Raw genomic sequence first — 18,782 nt, forward strand, 5'->3', positions numbered from 1 at the left:
CACCGTAGTGGCGCTAAATTGAGGGCTTTTATAATATTATTAATTGTGTGCTTGGGAAATACCCGTCACAAAAAAGAAAATATTTTTAAATGAGTTCTGATGTCATGCACGAGAGCTAAGTATAAAGCGGAGGTAAAATTCTTTTATCATTATTGGTAAGATTGAAAATGCTCCTTTTGGTCGATTCGCATCTTTCTATCGTGCCTTGGTGCTATTTGTAACGAAAACAAGTGGATTGATCATGACGCTGAATTTATTCGACCATGCAGAGCAAAGCCGTGTCTGGAAAGAAACAATTTGCCCCGGTGCTGTGGTGCTTCGACACTTTGCTTTGACCTATGAAACCGTGATTTTTGCGGCGCTCACTGATGTTGTGGGACAAGCACCGTTTCGTCACATGGTGACGCCGGGTGGCTTTCAGATGTCGGCAGCGATGACGAGTTGCGGGGGATTTGGCTGGCTGGCAGATCGAACTGGTTACCGCTACAACACTACAGATCCACAGACAGGATTGCCATGGCCACCGCTTCCAGACGCGTTACTCAGATTGGGGATAGAGGCGGCGACTGCTGCCGGATATCCGAGTTTTGTACCGGACGCCTGCCTTATTAACCGCTATGCGGTGGGTGCAAAGATGTCGTTGCATCAGGACAAGGACGAGCCCGATCTGGGCGCGCCTATCGTTTCGGTTTCATTGGGTCTTCCGGCAAATTTTCAATTTGGCGGGCTGCGACGTGAGGACAAACCACTGCGCGTGCAGTTGACGCACGGGGATGTGGTGGTGTGGGGCGGTCCGGCCAGACTGTATTTTCACGGCGTGTTGCCGATCAAAGACGGGGTGCATCCATTGACGGGTGCGTTTCGTATCAATCTGACGTTTCGAAAAGTAAGCAAATAACCGAACAGGTCCCTGAAATGGTGAATTGGTGCGTACTATTTGGGTGATAGTGATTAGTCTTAATCGCTTAAATTCGGCGGCCGGTGACTTTGCGCCGAATCCGCTACACTCATAGTGATTGCATAAGTTTATCTAATGCGCGCTTACATTTTCCTATTTCTATTTTCCACACAATTCAATCTTTGTTAGATGTCATGCCAATAGAATTAACACTGTCTATGCGTAACTATGAATAAAGCCACGGTTCCCGCGCTGGAATGTCGCGGTTTGCAAAAATCTTATGGTCATGGACGCACCGTTCTGGCGCATCTCGACTTTGTGCTTCAGCCCGGAGAATACGTCGCTGTGATGGGTGATTCCGGCGTCGGTAAATCGACCCTGTTAAATTTGATCGCCGGGCTTGATGTCTCGGATTCAGGAGCGGTATTGATTGATGGTGTCGCTATGTCTAGTCTGAATGACGATGCGGCTACACGCTTACGGCGAAAAAAACTCGGCTTCATTTTTCAGGCTTTTCATGTCCTTCCGCATTTGACCCTGCAACAAAACGTGGCGTTGCCGCTGTTGTTGAATGGGGTGGGGTTTGAACGTGCCACTGAGATGCTGGCAGCGGTTGGTCTGGCGGGACGAGGTAACGACTTTCCACGCCAATTGTCTGGCGGAGAAATGCAGCGTGTTGCGATCGCCCGTGCGCTAGTGCATCGCCCTAAACTTATTCTGGCCGATGAACCAACCGGTAATCTCGATCCAGAAACTGCGCATGATGTGTTGACTTTACTACGCAACGAAATCAAAGCTAACGGTGCATCGGCGATCATGGTGACGCATTCGATGGCAGCGGCCGCCACCGCGGATCGTATTCTTGAGTTGACTGCAAGTGGTTTGCATCCTTTGCGAGTCGCGGCATGACCTCTTCGAAAATCGGGCAATGAGTCAAGTGATTGAGAAACCGCCCGCCATTGACCGATTCCGGTCTGGCTTCAGTCCGACCCGTCTATTATCGCGCTGGCTCTTGCGTGCTGAATGGCGCGCGCATCCGGTGCGCTCGCTGGTGGCGATCATTGCTATCGCGCTCGGGGTCTCGTTGGGTTATGCCGTCGACTTAATCAATGGCGCGGCATTTAACGAGTTTTCGGCCGCGGCGAGGAGTCTCTCTGGTGCATCCGATCTCCAGATTCGTGGCGTGCAGCCGCTCTTCAACGAGGGCTTGTATCCAGTCATTGCACGTGAAAAAGGGGTGGCGCTGGCAAGTCCTATATTGGAACTCGATGTCACTGTACCGGGACAGCGCAGTGCATTGAAAGTCTTGGGAATTGATGTCTTTCGAGCCGCTCTTATTGCACCTGACTTAATCGGCGTGCCGGACCCGACGCATCCATTTGATACGCTTTCTGACGATGCGATATTTCTCTCTACAGCAGCACAGGAATGGCTCAATGTGCGGCCGGGCGATCAACTTGCGTTGCGCAATGGCACCGGAACAGTTAATTTGCGCGTCGCTGGCGGTTTGGTGCGAGCAAGGGAAGGGCAGCGCATTGCGGTGATGGATATCGGCGCGGCACAATGGCGGTTTGACCGTTTAGGACAATTGTCGGGCGTCGATCTGAGATTGTCACCCGGTGTCAATCGGGAGGTATTTCGACGTGCGCTTCAGACGCAGATGCAAGGCCGGTTGCAGGTTCAGGAAAATCAGGATCAGGAAGATCGCACGAATAATATGTCGCGTGCTTATCGGGTTAACCTGAATGTGCTGGCATTGGTGGCGCTGTTCACCGGCGCATTTTTGGTATTTTCGACACAGGCGTTATCGGTGATTCGACGCCGTGCGCAGTTTGCATTATTGCGTGTGATGGGTTTGGAACGTGGTCAGTTGCTGCGTCAGGTTTTGCTGGAAGGCGGTTTGCTAGGAGGATTGGGATCGCTTTTAGGATTGCTGTTGGGATACGTGATGGCGGCAGCGGCATTACATTTTTTCGGTGGTGATTTGGGTGGCGGTTTTTTCCGTGGCGTAGAACCACGCGTGCAGGTCGATGCACCCGCAGCGGGTATTTTTTTGCTGCTTGGCACTGGTATTGCACTACTTGGCAGTCTGGTGCCAGCGCTCGAAGCATCCCGAGCGAGGCCTGCCGCGGCACTAAAATCGGGTAGCGAAGAAACTGCGTTAGGGCGTCTTGCGACGGCGTGGCCTGCGTTGCTGTGCCTGATGGTTGGTGGGCTGTTGACGCAGATGCCGCCGTTGTTTGATCTGCCGATCTTCGGTTACATCGCTGTGGCATTGTTGTTGATCGGCGGCATTGCGCTGACGCCGCGATTATCGGCGCTGGTGTTTCCTGTCGTCCAAAAAGTGAGTGGCCATAGTAGTGTCATCTGGACTTTAGCGGTGGCGCGTCTTGCCAATGTGCCGGGTCAGGCTTCGATCGCGTTGGGCGGTGTGCTCTCAAGCTTTAGTTTAATTGTAGCGATGGCGATCATGGTGTCGAGTTTTCGGGTGTCGGTTGACGACTGGCTGACAGGATTGCTGTCGGCCGATTTATACGTGCGCTCGGCAACTAATGGCGATACCGGATCAATGCGACGTGGTGAGCAGATTTTGCTGGCGGCCATTCCAGGTGTTGAGCGCGCCAGGTTTTCGCACACTTCCACCTTGACACTCGATTCGGCGCGTCCGCCTGTGACATTAGTCGCGCGTGAAATTGATGTATCAGATCCAGCGCAAAGTCTGCCATTAATCGGTAAAAATATTCTTCCATCAGCAATTTCATCTGATGCGTTACCGATCTGGGTATCTGAGGCGATGCGAGATAGTTATGGATACAAGTTGGGTCAGCGGGTTCAACTACCGATTGGCGCGCACGCACAACATTTTGTGGTTGCAGGTATTTTGCGCGACTATGCGCGGCAAACCGGGACTGTTGAGTTGCAACTGAACGATTATCGTCGACTGAGCGGGGATAATGATGCGACGGATTCAGCGATTACTCTGCAGCACGGCGCTCAACTCTCTACGGTGGTAGCGGCAATGCGCAAGTTGTCATTTGGCAAGTTGCTGGAGTTTTCTACGCCGGGTGACATTCGCGACATTAGTCTTAAAATTTTTGATCGCAGCTTTGCCGTGACGTATTTGTTGGAGATCGTTGCGATTGTAATTGGTCTGTTTGGCGTGGCAGCGACCTTCTCGGCGCAGACCTTGGCTCGCACGCAGGAATTTGGCATGTTGCGTCATGTCGGTGTGACGCGGCGGCAGATTTTGGGCGTCTTGGCGGTGGAAGGTGGTCTACTAACCGCTGCGGGGATTGCGGTCGGTTTCTTGCTGGGATGGACAATCAGTCTGATCCTTGTTTTTATCGTTAACCCGCAGTCGTTTCATTGGACCATGCAACTACATATGCCGTGGCTTAGTCTCGGTTCGGTCGCGCTGTTGCTACTGATTTCTGCCACGATCACGGCGGTCGTATCAGGACTGCGGGCGGTGGCTATTGATGCGGTACGCGCTGTAAAGGAAGATTGGTAATGCACACGGTCTGCAAACGTTGGTTAGCTGTTTTGTTCATGATGTTTTCCGTATCGGTAGCGACATCAATGCGTATGGCAGATGCCGCGCCGCCGCAGTTTTCTCAGGTAACACCAGATCATGCAGTCTCGCTGCCCCGCGATACTGGTGCGCATCCGGATTTTCGCACGGAATGGTGGTACGCCACTGGTTGGCTGACCAAACCGGACGGTAAGCCATTGGGATTTCAGATCACTTTTTTTCGGTCCGCCACGGATAACGATCATGCTAACCCCAGTGCTTTTGCGCCAACCCAATTAATCATCGCGCACGCCGCGTTATCCGATCCTAGTCTGGGTAAGTTGTTACATGATCAAAAGAGCGCCCGCGCCGGTTTTGGTCTTGCGTATGCAAAAGAAGGTAATACTGATGTGGCGCTGGATAATTGGCGGCTAGTGCGCGGCGTTGATGGTAGGTATCAAGTCACCGTTGAGGCGCGGGATTTCACCCTGAAGTTTGCTTTGACGCCAACACAAGCTCCTTTATTACAAGGAGAGAACGGTTATTCTCGCAAGGGGCCTTTGCCGGCACAGGCCAGTTATTACTATAGCGAACCACAATTACGTGTGAGTGGCACGATTGGACGCGCTGGTCGTGAGGAAGTGGTGACGGGAACGGCCTGGCTTGATCATGAGTGGTCGACCAGCGTGTTGGCGGCCGATGCCTCTGGCTGGGATTGGCTGGGTGCTAATCTGGACGATGGCGTGGCGTTGATGGCATTTCAAATTCGTAGTCGCAACGGTGCCAAAGTGTGGGCGCATGCGGTGTTGCGTGAGGCGAATGGAGAAACGACGCAGTTTAACCAGGATCAGGTGCAGTTTTTACCGCAGCGCAATTGGCGCTCGCCACGCACGGATGCCAGTTATCCGGTGCAATCCGTGTTGCGTACAGGAACGGTTGAATGGGCGCTGAATCCCTTGCAAGACGATCAGGAACTGGATTCACGACAGTCGACCGGATCGGTCTATTGGGAGGGCGCTGTGACGGTCAGCAGGGCAGGCAAGCCGGTTGGGCGCGGCTATTTTGAATTGACCGGTTATGTGAAACCGTTGAAATTTTGAGCGCGGTGCAGTGGCTTTGCGATGTTTGGCATGCTATCTGCGGCATAATATGAAAAAAAGTAACTTCGTATGCGTGTTAAACAATATCAATAGAATTCGCAATATTATTAAAGGTACGGTTTTATGAATGCTTCTCCCTCCCCGGAACTCACAATGATCGCTTCTCCTTCGCACGAACTCACGATGACCGTGTTGATGACGCCTGACATGGCAAATTTTTCGGGTAATGTGCACGGTGGCACTGTACTAAAGTATCTCGACAGCGTGGCTTACGCTTGCGCTAGCCGTTATTCTGCTACTTATGTGGTGACGCTATCGGTCGATCAGGTCGTTTTCCGCGAACCGATTCATGTGGGTGAATTGGTCACTTTTTTGGCGTCGGTCAACTACACGGGCACCACATCCATGGAAATCGGAATCAAAGTTGTCACCGAAAATATCCAGAAACGCTTGATTCGCCATGCAAATAGTTGCTATTTTACAATGGTTGCAGTCGATGAGCATCGTAAGCCTATCCCCGTAGCACCGCTGGTTCCTGTCACCGATGAGCAAATACAACGTTTTCAAAATGCAATAGTTCGCAGAGAATTCCGCAAAAAAATCGAAACCAAACGTTAAACCAGGATTGGCGTGATTCTTTACGCGTCATGGGTTAATCTGCCGCAGCGGCATGGCGCGTTGATGATTGCCTGTTGTTAACGATAGCGGCCGAGAGAGCGTTATTTTTGTCTGGCTGTGGTCCGCAACGGGTCAAGCAGATGCCTTAGTGCATTGTGATCAAGCTCATACATCAGCGCTAATAGCCCTCCCAGTTCCCCGGATGGAAAACCTTCCCGCGCAAACCAGCCCAAATAATGGCCTGGCAAATCGGCAATCAAGCGACCTTTATATTTGCCGAAGGGCATTTCGCGGCTCACTAAAAGGGGTAAATGGTCGGGGTTCATCTTAAATGTCGGGGCTTAGTGCGTGGTCAAACCGGCTAGGTATAACATAATGTGCAACTTATTTTGCGGTGAATATTAATGGTTATGTTGCTCCCGTCCTACCATTCTTGTTCATGAGTAAGAATTGTCATTCAGAAAATATCGGGTGTAAAAATTAATTTACTAGACAGGCACAACGTAAACAGTATCATGAGCGCCCAGTCGTTATAAAAACAAGTAAAAATGCGCGATCTTCCGCCTTTGCCCGGGCCATCGAATTCCGATCTAAAAAACAGTAATAGCCACGGCTTCCAAAGCGGCTTTATTGATTTCTTAAAGATCATCGCCGCACAGTTGATCGTGCTGCACCATTTGGCATTTTATGGCCCTATGTCGGACTACGTCAGACCTTTCGCGCCCACTTTTATCGGTTGGCTGGAATCTTACGCGCGGATCGCGGTACAGGTTTTTCTTGTGACCAGTGGGTTTTTAGCTGCGAAATCGCTCTCCCCAAAAGGTGCGCCGGGCTTCATCGACCCGTTACACACGGTATGGCGGCGTTATATTCGTTTAGTGCCGCCTTTTATGGTCGCGACAGGATTGGCAGTCGGCGCGTCGATTTTGGCTGGTGTGTGGATGACGCATTCCTCTATCTCTGCAATGCCCACGTTCGCGCAAATGGCTGCGCACGTTCTGTTACTCCATACCGTATTAGGGTATGAGTCGATATCGGCCGGTGCCTGGTATGTTGCGATTGACTTTCAGTTGTATGCTTTGTTAACGCTGATGCTGTGGTCGGCGGGCAAGCTGGCTGCGCGGCGCAGCGTGCCATGGCTTGTGCCCGCGATGATCATCGGCGGCGTTTGTTTATCACTTCTATACTTTAATCGGGATGCGCGATGGGATTCCTGGGCAGTATATTTTTTTGGAAGCTACGGTTTAGGCGTCATTGCCTGGTGGGCACGCGATCCGGCGCGTCGGCCACTGTCGGTTGCGCTTCTGCTTACGGCGATATTGTTGCCAGCAACCGGCGCGCTACTCATCGATTTTCGTAGCCGCATTGCGGTTGCTTTGGTCATTGCGTGTGCTTTAATTTGGATTAGTCGGCTTAGCAGTCAGTCCAATATTATTGTCGGAAAACAATGGTGGTCGCGTTTTCGCGGGTGTGGGAATATTTCCTATGGTATATTTTTGGTGCATTTTCCGGTTTGTTTGGTTGTGAACGCGATTTTTACCCGCTTTGTTGCGACAAGGCCGCTATTGCAAGCGATCGGTATGCTGGTGGCGTGGATGGCAAGTATTTTGGCTGGTGCTGCGTTTTATCGTTGGGTGCAGTGTCCGCTTGGCCGCCTTTCATGGGGCACACTGCGACGTCCGCTGGTTGATAGTAATGCACCGCAATTTTTGCAACCGACGCTTTCAACGTTAAAATAGGTTCATGGCGATTCCAAACACTGCATCTGAATATAAGCAATCTGTTAAAAACATCAAGACGCGCTTTGTCGCGATCTCGTGGCGCGATCTTGCGATCAGTTTCGGTCCGATTGTTTTGCTTGGGATCATCGGGATCTGGCTGGCGATCTGGTTGATCGATCCGGCACCGCCCAAAACACTCACTATTTCGACCGGACCGGAGCATAGTAATTTCTGGAACGATGCGGAAAAATATCGCAAGATATTAGCCCGAAACGGCGTCAAGCTCATCATCGTCACGTCTGAAGGATCACTGGATAATCTCCGAAAACTGAACGATCCAACCACTGGCGTCGACATCGGACTTGTGCAAGGCGGCGTGGCGGCAGATATGTCGACAGATCGTTTGATGTCGCTGGGAAGTATTGCGTACGTTCCGGTGTCGGTATTTTATCGAGGCAAAAAATCCATTGATCGGCTATCCGAATTAAAAGGCAAGCGCGTGGCAATCGGTCTGCAAGGAAGTGGATCGCGAGTGCTCGCTCTCACTCTTTTGAAGGCAAATGGTATTGTCCCGGGCGGCAACACTGCACTGTTGGATATGGGCGGGGATGAAGCGGCCAAGGCACTGACGGATGATACGATCGATGCAGCATTCTTGATGGGTGACTCCGCTGCGCCGCCAACTATGGGTAGGTTACTGCGAGCGCCCGGTATTCGCCTGCTGGATTTTGCCCAGGCGAGTGCTTATGCGCGGCGCTTTGCTTATCTGAATGAGTTGAAAATTCCTAAGGGGGTATTCGATTTTGGAAAAAATATTCCTAACCGCGATATTCAACTCATAGCACCGACTGCTGAGTTGATTGCACGGGATGATTTGCATCCGGCCTTATCTGACTTGCTCATTGACGCCCTCAAGGAAGTGCATAGCGGTGCGAACATATTGCAACGCGCTAATGAGTTTCCCGCTCCGCTGGCGCACGAATTTCGGATCAGCGACGATGCAACGCGGTATTACAAGTCAGGTAAAGGATTTTTTTATCGTACATTGCCATACTGGCTGGCTAGCCTTGTTGATCGCACTGTGGTGATATTGCTGCCGTTGATATTGCTTCTGATCCCCGCATTTCGTCTGGTTCCTTTGCTCTATGGCTGGCGCATAAAATCACGGATTTATCGCTGGTACGGTTCGTTGATAGCGCTCGAGCGTGGGGCAACCGCGCAGACTCCGGAAGAGCGTGCCGATATGCTGCAACGGCTCGATCATATTGAAGAATCTGTTAATCGGATGAAAATGCCACTAGCTTTTGCCGATCAATTTTATGTGCTCCGGGAACATATAGGCTTCGTCCGGTCCAGACTGGCCAATAATCATTAAAGTCCAACTGCGCCTTTCCAATCATCCCTGACGCGGCAATAAAATGTCATCAATATGATTCGCCGGTTCATGAATGGCTTGGTCAATAATCCGGTTATGCGCGGATTTCATTACTGACTAGATTGATCTGAACTTCATCCATGCTAGCGAGTTGAGCAAGTTGAGCAAGCGAGGATATTGCCGATTTGCTGTGCAAAGTGGTGAATTTCCGATCTTGATAAAGGATCACTTTTGCGTCAGAGTTATGTCAGCGAGACGTTTTTAATAAATCTTTTTATTTGAAATTGAAGGGTGTTTAACCTATGCGTGGAAGTGCAATAAGCAGGATAAAAATTTTATATTTTCTATCATTTTTTTTGGCAAACAGCAGTTTTGCTGCAGGTAATGCCGAACAAGCCACCATAAAAGATGTCGTGGACAATGCTGTCGCGCCGCTCATCCAAAAATATAGTATCCCGGGCATGGCGATTGCCGTCACGATTAATGGAGAGAGTTATTTCTATAACTATGGCTTGGCTTCAAAGGAGACGCAGCAACGCATTACCAACAAAACTCTTTTTGAAATCGGGTCGCTTAGCAAAACCTTTACGGCAACACTGGCTTCTTATGCGCAAATTAATGGCAGTCTTTTGCTAACGGATAGTGCAAGCAAGTATTTGCCTTCATTGCGAGGCAGCAGTTTCGATAACGTCAGTCTTCTTAATCTCGGCACACATACTGGCGGTGGCCTTCCGCTGCAAGTGCCGGACAGTATTAATAATACCGACCAGTTGATGGATTATTTGAAGCTCTGGAAGCCGACGCACGCCGCGGGCACTTACAGAAAATACTCGAATGTCAGTATTGGCATGCTCGGCGTAATTGCCGCCAAGAGTATGAACGTGTCTTTTGAAGATGCGCTTGAAAAGAATTTATTTCCTGCGTTGGGGATGACGCACAGTTATATCAATGTGCCAGCAGATCAGCAAAAGGATTATGCGCAAGGCTACACAACAAAGGATGTGCCGGTCAGAGTGAATCCCGGCGTTCTGGCGTCAGAAGCTTATGGAGTGAAAACTGATTCTGCCGACTTGATTCGATTTATTGAAGCCAATATGGCGGTGATCCACCTTGATGCCACATTGCAGCGAGCAGTGACCGCTACGCATACAGGATATTTCACGACGGGCGAGTTTACGCAGGATTTGATCTGGGAACAGTATGCTTATCCGGTGGAACTGAAAAAATTACTAGCTGGAAACGCCGCGTCCTTCGTCTATGATGGATCTATAGCAACGGCCTTGCATCCGCCGTTGCAGCCAAAAAAAGATGTGCTGATTAACAAAACGGGTTCTACTAATGGTTTTTCATCTTATGCTGCTTTTATTCCGACAAAGAAAATAGGGATTGTGATCCTGGCAAACAAGTCCTATCCGGTGGATCAAAGAGTGACCGCTGCTTATCAAATATTAGATCAATTGAATCGTCAGAGCGGATCAAAAAAATAGTCGCTAATCCCTCTCTAGTACCGGCTAAGTTAGCGAAACATCACGTCTCCACTGAAAAGCACGCAAGGAGTTGCTGACGTTCCATTGCGTGTTTTTTTAGTAATAAGTTTTTTTGCAAGGTCAGGCTAAAACAATCTCATTAAAGACTTTTGCACCGGCTGGGATTACCCGCTGCCAATGTGCCCACGTCTACCGCGATAGCCTCCACGGTTTCCGCTATCGCACGCTGGACACCCGCAACCAACCCGTCGATTCCGCCATTCACTGGTTCCGCAACCGCTAACTGACACGAAGTGCTGCGGCCATCGTCAGAGCGTGTGATGGTCCAACCGAATAACGCGTGAACCTTATCCCCCGGTGCTGCATCGAATTCACGCAAGTCAATCGCAATCCGATAGCCAGGTGCGCCAGATGGACGACCGCCACGGGTGACGTCGACCGCACTCAGTCGGTCTGCCAGTCCGCTTGCCAGCGCATCCCTGAGTTCGTAATTGAATGGCGATGACCAGCGATCCTGCTCCAGAATATCGACCCGGGTATTTTGCGCACGCACCACGAGTTGCGGTCGCGCCAGACGTTCTGGCACGCCAACCGCAGGCACTTCAATGTAGATGCTTTGTTGTGCCACAACGGGCTTGGATGCACGAACCGCGGATGGCGTTGCGAGCGTGTAGAACCGTGTTGGCGTCACCGAGCATCCGGCTAATATCGTGACTGCGGCGATGGCAGCGAGGCCATAAAACGCAGATTTATGGGCGTGCTTAAGACCAAGGCGATGCGCGGGTTGATACGCACGAAATAGGGGGAATGTCATTTTTTGTCCTCTTGCTTGCCGCGGATCAAAGATTCGGGATGGCGTTCCAGATAGTCGGTTAACACCCGCAATGAAGCCGCCGAGCGCGATAGTTCTTGCAAGGTTTGACGAATATCTTGCTGTAGAGGTGCGTCCGACGATAACGTTTGCTGTGCAGCGGACAAAGTTTTGCGCAGATCTTTCATTGCTGCGGAAACGTCTGGTGCAATATCGGTGTTCAATGTGTTGGTTAATTTCTCCGTATTGGTCAGAGTGCGATTGAGTGTTCCCAACGTTTTCTGGAGATCGGTGCCAATTTGGTCGAATGGTACTTTGCTCAATTTGCGCGCGATATCAGCGATTTGAGATTGGATTTCGTCCAGGCTGTTTGGAATGGTTGGCAATTCTAATGGTGCTTTTGTGACATCAAATTTTACCGCCGGTGCTTTGGGGAAAAAGTCGAGTGCGACGTAAATCTGACCGGTAAGCAAATTGCCAGTCCGCAGTTGCGCCCGCAGTCCGCGACTGATCATATATTGCAACCGTTGCTGCTGGGTATAAGGGGATTCCCGTTCGTCTTCTATCATCCGGCGTCCTAATCGTTCAGGATAGATCTGGATGAGTACCGGCATCAGAAACTCACGTTTTTTGGTGTCATATTCGACTCCGATCGATTTGACTTCACCTAGTTCGACGCCTCGGAAGTCAACCGTGGCACCTGGCGATAGTCCTCGTAGCGACTGGTTAAAGTAAAGTAAGACTGTCTGAGGCGGGCCGTCGGCTGGTTTCATTGCGGCGCTTTGATCTTCTGCCAATCCAAATGCGGTATTTTCTTTCGCCAGCGTTCCAATATTATCGTCGGGCGATTGCATGGCGATCCCGCCCAAAACAACCGTTGCCAACGATTCGGTGCGAAGTTTAAACCCACTGGAACTAATTTGCATATCGAATCCGCTGGCATGCCAAAACCGCGTATTTGCGCCAACAAACTTCTGGTAAGGAGCGTTGATGAAAATACGTAAAGTGACACCTTTGCCATCGTTGTCCAGATCGTAAGCGGCGACCTGGCCGACTTTAATGCGGCGATAATAAATTGGCGAGCCAATATCCAGCGATCCAATATCGCTGGCATGTAACAGATAGCGTAAGCCGGTAGAGTCACGGGTAACGATGGGTTGGACTTCAAGTCCGGTAAATTCGTCTTTGGTCTCTGTGGAGTTACCCGCATCGGCACCGATATAGGCACCAGAGAGTAGGGTGCCAAGGCCGGATATGCCGGATGCGGCAACGCGCGGGCGTACCACCCAAAAGCGGGCATCCATCGCAGTAAAGCTTTTGGCCTCTTTAAGTAATTGTATTGTCGCGATAATATGAGAGTGGTCTTTACTAAGCGTAATTTTTTCAACCGTCCCAATATCCACATCTTTGTATTTCACTTTGGTTTTACCCGCCTCCAGACCTTCTGCGGTAATAAACGTGACGGTAATAACCGGACCTCGTTCGACGATTATTTTTGCCACCAGCGTCAGACCGACTAAGGCGGCAACAATCGGAATCAACCATACAAGAGACGGCAACCAGTTACGCTGGCGTTTCATCCGCGGCGTCGGCAGGTCGGGTAGCGAAGGATTTTCTTTTTCTTCAGTCATTGCGTTCTTTCCGTTTATTCTCTTGTCTGTCTGTGGCGTCTGCCATGTCAGTGACTTCCGAAGCTTGGTCTTGCGTCCGATCCTGATGCGGTTCTTCGGGATTTTGGTCCCCTTGGTCCCCTTGGTCCCATATAAGTCGTGGGTCAAAGGTCAGTGAGGCGAGCATGGTCAAGATCACTACCGAGCCAAATGCCGCTACGCCAACGCCGGCGGTAATTCTGGCGAAGCCACTAATCTGCACCAGTCCCGCGAGTAGCGATACGACAAAAACGTCCAGCATTGACCAGCGCCCAATCAGTTCCACAATACGATATAGCTTTGCGCGCTGGAAACGACGCCATCTGCTTTGTCGTTGCGCCGTGATGGTCAGCAATATCATGGCACTTAGTTTAAATAACGGCACTAAAAAACTAGCGATAAAAATAATGCCGGCAAGTTCCCAATCTCCTGATATCCAAAAATAAATGACACCGCTCAAGATCGTGTCATGCTGAACGCTGAGAAGCGTTCGGGTGATCATGACCGGCATCAGATTGGCTGGAATATACATGATGCAAGCGGCGATAAGCAGCGCCCAGGTGCAGTTGATGCTATCTGACTTACGCGTATGCAGCGTGGCTTTACAGCGGCCACAGCGTTCGTGTTCTTTTACTTCTTTCCATACTGTGCCGCAATGATGGCAGGAAATCAAACCAAGGCTGACCGCAGTTGGAAGTGCGATTTTGCTAACTTCTTCCTCATCCTGGAAGTCTATAACGCCGCCATTAATCTCGGCTCTGGCATCAGACGCAGCTGGGTATGACATTGGCGTACTCACGGCGTTTCTCCGTCTTCATATTGCGACGTTGTTTGCCATAGGTAGCGCGGATCAAATGAAATAATTGCTGCCAGTAATATTGTCAATACGGCGAAAGCCCATAACGCGATGCCCGGTAGGACGGTGGCCATATTTGACAGCTTAACAATAGCTACCAGCACGCCAAGTAAAAATACTTCGATCATGCCCCAAGGGCGCAGCGTTTGCATCGTGTGCAGCAACCAGCGAAATACGGGAGGTTGTAGCGCCTCTGAACGTGGAACTAGCAAATAGATGAGTATGACCAACTGTAGAAGAGGCGAGAGGATAGTGGTTGCCAATACTAAAAAAGCGACCAGCGACATGCCTTCCGCGCTTAAGGCCAGCACGGCACCAAACAATGTCGTTTGATTGGTCAGTCCCTGTAGTTCAATTTCAACAATCGGAAAGGCATTTGCAATGATGAACACGATCAGGCCAGCGACAGCCAGCGGCAATATACGTGCTCGCGTGTGCGATGAATCGCGCGCCAGTTCTGTACCACAGCGCAAGCAAACCGCGATCTCACGGTTGTGCAGAGTCCGCTTATGATAAACAGCATCACATCCTTCGCAAGCGATCAGGTCTGGGAGTTCGCGCATGTTGGGTCTGGCATATTGATCGATAAAAACAGGGTGGAAAAATATTGCTCGATTGTTAAACTCTTGGGTAAAGGCGCGAATGTTTGCGCCGGGTGGAATGAATTAATGGGGATTCATGGTGAAGGAGACATATGGGTTCTTTATATGGCTCGCGTTTTGACTCTCATCATAGTTTCCATTATTTCTCTCGCGGCAATGTGCCCCTAAGAAATAACTGTACCGCGCTTTTAATATGTTGGTCTAGTTCAGTTTGGCCTATTCGTTGCGTTAAACCAAATAACGCAATTTGAAGCGGGGCTGCGGTGACCATGCCGATGAATAATCTGGCCGCTTTCACTGGGTCATCTATTTCCAACGTTCCGCGGCAGACTTGTGCCTTAAGGTAACCAGCAACCAGTGATTCAGTATGCATCGGCCCAGCCTGATAAACAGTTTCTGCCAGATCTGGATTTCGTGCAACTTCCGCCAAACCCAGGCGGTACAGCCTAATGGCATCCGGAGAAGTGACCCGCGTCAGAATGACGGTGCCGAGTCTGGTGAGCGCCGCGTCTGGTGTGCAGGTCTCGAGTACGCCGTCTTCAATGACTTTGGTCAGCTCATTGACGACTAATCGTTTAACCGTTGCGATCAGAAGTGCAGACTTATTGGAAAAATTCTCGTAAATGGTACGCGTGGACACACCGGCAGCGCGAGCAATCTGGGCAATGCTTGCTAGCCCGTAGCCCTCTTCCAAAAAGACCGTCGTCGCGGCATCGAGCAGAAGATCGAGGCGTTCTGCCTCCGTGCCTAAACGTGGTCGGCCAACACGGTTTTTTTTGATAATAGTAGCTGGAGCAGTAAGGGCCAGGTCCTGGACCGATTCCTGCGCCACTTTTTGTCTGTCTTTTGGAGCTGTTATTTTCATGGGTAAATAAAACGTTTGGTTTTTTTAATTCATGCTACATTAACATACTTCGTTTTTAGTATCTTGCTCAGGTCGTCAGTGAGATCAACCTTTAACCAATTTTCCCCAAGGTTAAAGAAACAACAAACGTAGTTAAAAGCCTCACAATATTACCAGTGCTTAACTTGTTTTAACAGCGAGCACAGGCCAGAGAAGCGGTTATTCTCTGTCAGAAAAGATTAGAAAAATTAGGTAAAATCTGCGATAAGTTGCTGTTATTTGAATTAACTCTTTCAAGCTATGGTGTCGGTATATCACACAGTCGGATAAGAACCATGATCCCTACAAATCGACCACGTAATAAGCTAAGAAACCGAGCGCATAAGGCTGGATTGCAGGCCATGCGCCAGCACATAAGCGGAGGTTCTTATCTGACTGCGCGTGCACGGTTGAGTGTGGCTATGTTGCTGCTGCTCGCCGGATGTGCCGTGGGTCCTGATTTCAAGGCCCCCGATGTACCTGACGTTGGTGATCATTACACCCCGACGTCGCTTCCGCAACAAACTGACGCTGCGCCCGGTCCTGCAGGGATTGCACAGAGTTTTTCCATTGGGCAAGATATTCCGGCACAATGGTGGTCACTCTTTCAATCTGCTGCGCTTGATCAAATGATTCGTGACGCGCTTAAACGTAGTCCAAGCATGGCTTCTGCCCAAGCTTCGTTGCGTGAAGCACAGGAAAATTTGCGCGCCCAAACTGGCAGTCTGCTTTTTCCTAGTGTCTCCGGCCAACTTGGCGCTACGCGTGAGAAGGCTAGTCCACTAAACAGCCAAGGTTCAGGAATTTTTAATTTGTATAACGCTTCAGTCAACGTGTCATACACGTTGGATGTATTCGGCGCTAACCGTCGTCAGCTGGAAGGGCTGCAGGCTAGTCTTGACTATCAACAGTTTCAGGTAGAAGCGACCTATTTGACCCTGACATCAAATTTGGTGACAACCGCGATTCAGGAGTCCTCATTGCGGGCTCAACTTCAGGCTACGCGCGAGATACTCAAGGCACAAGAGCAGCAGTTAGACGTGATTGAGAAACAGTTCAGCCTTGGTGCTATCGCGCGTTCGACCATTCTGCTTCAGCGCAATACGGTCGCGCAGACGCGCGCGACGATACCGCCGCTTGAAAAAAAATTAGCTTTAACGCGTAACCAATTATCCGTCTACGCGGGCAAGCTTCCAAGCGAAGCGGGTTTGTCTGAATTCGATCTGGGATCGTTGCAACTGCCACAAGAAATGCCGGTATCGTTACCATCGGCGCTGGTTCGACAAAGACCGGATATTCGCGCCAGCGAAGCCTTGCTGCACCAGGCCAGTGCGCAAATTGGTGTCGCCACCGCCAATCTCTATCCACAAATCAATTTGACCGGAAGTTATGGTCCGGTTGCCACTGAGTTTCCTAAGCTATTTACTGGCGGTGCGGCGATTTGGAGTTTGGCCGCAGGACTGACTCAACCGATTTTTAATGGTGGCGCACTGACCGCCAAACGGCGGGCGGCGATTGCTGCGTACGATGTGGCTGCGGCGAATTATCGCGGAACCGTGCTGACTGCATTTCAAAATGTGGCGGATTCACTGCGAGCGTTAGATTTAGACGCATCGACGCTGAAGCAACAGGCCGAAGTCGAATCCCTGTCGCGGGAATCTTTGAACCTGAGCACGCAACAATTTAAGCTTGGTGCAATTAGTTATCTCACGCTACTCGACGCACAGCGCACTTATCAACAGGCGAGAGTCGGGTTGGTTCAGGCGCAAGCGGCACGTTATGCCGACAGCGCCGCGTTGTTTCAGGCGCTTGGCGGCGGCTGGTGGAATCGCGCCACGTTGGCAGCGGCGTCCACAGGGGTGACCTTGCCTGTTCCTATTAAAGAAGATTGATCGATCTGCACGTTGGACAATGTGGCTGTGACAGCTACTTTAGTGGTGACCCTAGTACTCAGTACTTAGTACCCGGAGCCGAAAGCGGCAATAATGTAGACGTTATGCCTGTTTTACCCTGCACGCAATAGACCTAACAAAAATCAACAAATAACATCTGAATTCAGAATGCTAAAGGGAAGTATCCATGACTAAACGCATGCTCATTATGCTTGGAGCGGTGATCTTTTTGATTGCTTTATTGGCTCTTGGATTTTTTCTTCATATCAGAAAATTGATCGCTAGTGCGCCCAAACAAGGCGCTCAAACGATTTCGGCTACGACGATTAAAAACGTTGAATGGCAGCCGCATTTATCGTCGGTCGGCACGATGGTGGCGGTGCGAGGCGTTGATGTGACGAGCGAAATTGCGGGGTTGGTACGCACAGTCAATTTCAAGTCAGGTGAGGATGTTAAAGCCGGACAGTTGCTGGTTCAACTGAACGCTGATTCCGACATTGCCCAATTGCACTCTCTACAAGCCAATGCTGAACTTGCGGCCTCGGTATTAGCGCGTGACAAACAACAGCTTGCAGTGCAGGCGATTAGTCAGGCGCAGATCGATAGCGATATGGCCGATTTAAAGAGCAAGCGCGCATTAGCCGACCAACAATCTGCCACGGTTGATAAGAAGACCATTCGCGCTCCATTTGCGGGTAAGTTAGGAATAACGACAGTTAATCCGGGGCAATATCTCAATCCTGGCGATAAGATTGTGACGCTGCAAACGATTGATCCAATCTATGTTGACTTTTATATCCCGCAAAAACAACTCGGTGGATTATTGGTTGGACAGGTATTAAATCTGACGAACGACGCTTACGCCAATACCGCCTTCAGTGGTAAGGTCACCGCCATCAGTTCCAAGGTGGATCCGGCTACGCGAAATGTGCAGGTTGAGGCTACGGTGTCTAACGCCAAGCGCCAGCTATTGCCAGGTATGTTTGCAAATGTGAACGTTGAAATAGGTGGCAAGAAGATGTATTTGACGCTGCCGCAAACCGCGATTACATACAACCCGTACGGGTCCACTGTGTTCGTTATCGCGCCGGCCGAGAAGAAACCGCCACAAAAAGATGGCTCTAAAGATGCACCTAAGGATGCACCTAAAGATGCGGCCAACGCGCCTAAAGAAGGCGATCTTGTAGTCCAGCAGGTTTTTGTGACAACCGGCGAAACGCGAGGTGATCAGGTCGCGATATTGACCGGTCTGAAGGAAGGCCAACGTGTGGTTACCAGTGGACAATTGAAGTTGAAAAACGGTACTGCTGTAGTCATTAACAATACGGTCGAGCCACTCGATAATCCAAACCCGACTCCGCAGGAACACTGAGGCCACC

16 protein-coding genes are annotated in these 18,782 nt (G+C 50.4%); 10 read left to right on the forward strand and 6 right to left on the reverse strand.

Annotated elements, in window-relative coordinates; genetic code table 11:
* Positions 1-238 precede the first annotated feature (238 nt).
* The 5 genes from alkB to QN379_RS11480 all read left to right on the forward strand — a co-directional run bounded on the left by alkB (position 239) and on the right by QN379_RS11480 (position 6,127).
* Entirely contained in the window at positions 239-898 is a 660-nt protein-coding gene (gene alkB, locus QN379_RS11460; protein WP_322240721.1) for a DNA oxidative demethylase AlkB, read from the forward strand.
* A 228-nt stretch (positions 899-1,126) separates the two neighbouring features.
* The gene (locus tag QN379_RS11465) at positions 1,127-1,807 is read left to right on the forward strand and encodes an ABC transporter ATP-binding protein (protein WP_322239493.1); all 681 of its coding nucleotides are present in this window, start codon (positions 1,127-1,129) and stop codon (positions 1,805-1,807) included.
* 19 nt (positions 1,808-1,826) lie between these two features.
* Entirely contained in the window at positions 1,827-4,409 is a 2,583-nt protein-coding gene (locus QN379_RS11470) for an FtsX-like permease family protein (RefSeq protein ID WP_322239492.1), read from the forward strand.
* The gene (locus QN379_RS11475; RefSeq protein WP_416186839.1) at positions 4,409-5,509 is read left to right on the forward strand and encodes a lipocalin-like domain-containing protein; all 1,101 of its coding nucleotides are present in this window, start codon (positions 4,409-4,411) and stop codon (positions 5,507-5,509) included. The genes QN379_RS11470 and QN379_RS11475 overlap by 1 nt, the downstream gene beginning before the upstream one ends.
* A gap of 123 nt (positions 5,510-5,632) precedes the next feature.
* Positions 5,633-6,127, forward strand: a complete 495-nt coding sequence (locus tag QN379_RS11480) for an acyl-CoA thioesterase (protein WP_416186838.1) — start codon at positions 5,633-5,635, stop codon at positions 6,125-6,127.
* Between the two features lie 101 nt (positions 6,128-6,228).
* Here QN379_RS11480 and QN379_RS11485 read toward each other — a convergent pair whose 3' ends face one another.
* Positions 6,229-6,453: a DUF3820 family protein gene (locus QN379_RS11485; protein WP_322239490.1), complete on the reverse strand. Its 225-nt coding sequence runs from the start codon at positions 6,451-6,453 to the stop codon at positions 6,229-6,231.
* 222 nt (positions 6,454-6,675) lie between these two features.
* Between QN379_RS11485 and QN379_RS11490 the strand changes: the two genes are divergently transcribed.
* The 3 genes from QN379_RS11490 to ampC all read left to right on the forward strand — a co-directional run bounded on the left by QN379_RS11490 (position 6,676) and on the right by ampC (position 10,710).
* A complete protein-coding gene (locus QN379_RS11490; protein WP_322239488.1) occupies positions 6,676-7,866 on the forward strand; it encodes an acyltransferase in 1,191 nt (396 codons plus the stop codon).
* A gap of 4 nt (positions 7,867-7,870) precedes the next feature.
* On the forward strand, positions 7,871-9,223 hold the full coding sequence (locus QN379_RS11495) for a TAXI family TRAP transporter solute-binding subunit (RefSeq protein WP_322239486.1): 1,353 nt from the start codon (positions 7,871-7,873) through the stop codon (positions 9,221-9,223).
* A 302-nt stretch (positions 9,224-9,525) separates the two neighbouring features.
* The gene (ampC, locus tag QN379_RS11500; protein ID WP_322239484.1) at positions 9,526-10,710 is read left to right on the forward strand and encodes a class C beta-lactamase; all 1,185 of its coding nucleotides are present in this window, start codon (positions 9,526-9,528) and stop codon (positions 10,708-10,710) included.
* 139 nt (positions 10,711-10,849) lie between these two features.
* On the opposite strand, the gene QN379_RS11505 is transcribed toward ampC, so the two are convergent.
* The 5 genes from QN379_RS11505 to QN379_RS11525 form a co-directional block, all read right to left on the reverse strand.
* Positions 10,850-11,524 carry a PqiC family protein gene (locus QN379_RS11505; RefSeq protein WP_322239482.1) on the reverse strand — a complete coding sequence of 225 codons (675 nt, stop codon included), beginning with the start codon at positions 11,522-11,524 and terminating at the stop codon, positions 10,850-10,852.
* Entirely contained in the window at positions 11,521-13,152 is a 1,632-nt protein-coding gene (locus tag QN379_RS11510; RefSeq protein WP_322239480.1) for an intermembrane transport protein PqiB, read from the reverse strand. Before QN379_RS11510 ends, QN379_RS11505 begins: the two co-directional genes overlap by 4 nt.
* Positions 13,145-13,969 carry a paraquat-inducible protein A gene (locus QN379_RS11515; protein ID WP_322239478.1) on the reverse strand — a complete coding sequence of 275 codons (825 nt, stop codon included), beginning with the start codon at positions 13,967-13,969 and terminating at the stop codon, positions 13,145-13,147. The genes QN379_RS11510 and QN379_RS11515 overlap by 8 nt, the downstream gene beginning before the upstream one ends.
* Complete coding sequence (locus tag QN379_RS11520; protein WP_322239476.1) at positions 13,966-14,589, reverse strand: paraquat-inducible protein A; 624 nt, start codon at positions 14,587-14,589, stop codon at positions 13,966-13,968. The genes QN379_RS11515 and QN379_RS11520 overlap by 4 nt, the downstream gene beginning before the upstream one ends.
* Positions 14,590-14,767: 178 nt before the next feature.
* The gene (locus tag QN379_RS11525; protein ID WP_322239474.1) at positions 14,768-15,493 is read right to left on the reverse strand and encodes a TetR/AcrR family transcriptional regulator; all 726 of its coding nucleotides are present in this window, start codon (positions 15,491-15,493) and stop codon (positions 14,768-14,770) included.
* A gap of 380 nt (positions 15,494-15,873) precedes the next feature.
* Here QN379_RS11525 and QN379_RS11530 point away from each other — a divergent pair, with 380 nt between their 5' ends.
* Both QN379_RS11530 and QN379_RS11535 read left to right on the forward strand, forming a co-directional pair.
* Positions 15,874-17,403, forward strand: a complete 1,530-nt coding sequence (locus QN379_RS11530) for an efflux transporter outer membrane subunit (protein ID WP_323506678.1) — start codon at positions 15,874-15,876, stop codon at positions 17,401-17,403.
* 187 nt (positions 17,404-17,590) lie between these two features.
* On the forward strand, positions 17,591-18,775 hold the full coding sequence (locus QN379_RS11535) for an efflux RND transporter periplasmic adaptor subunit (protein ID WP_322239471.1): 1,185 nt from the start codon (positions 17,591-17,593) through the stop codon (positions 18,773-18,775).
* The last annotated feature ends 7 nt before the right edge of the window (positions 18,776-18,782 follow it).

Source organism: Glaciimonas sp. Gout2 (assembly GCF_035018905.1).
Lineage (GTDB): Bacteria > Pseudomonadota > Gammaproteobacteria > Burkholderiales > Burkholderiaceae_D > Glaciimonas.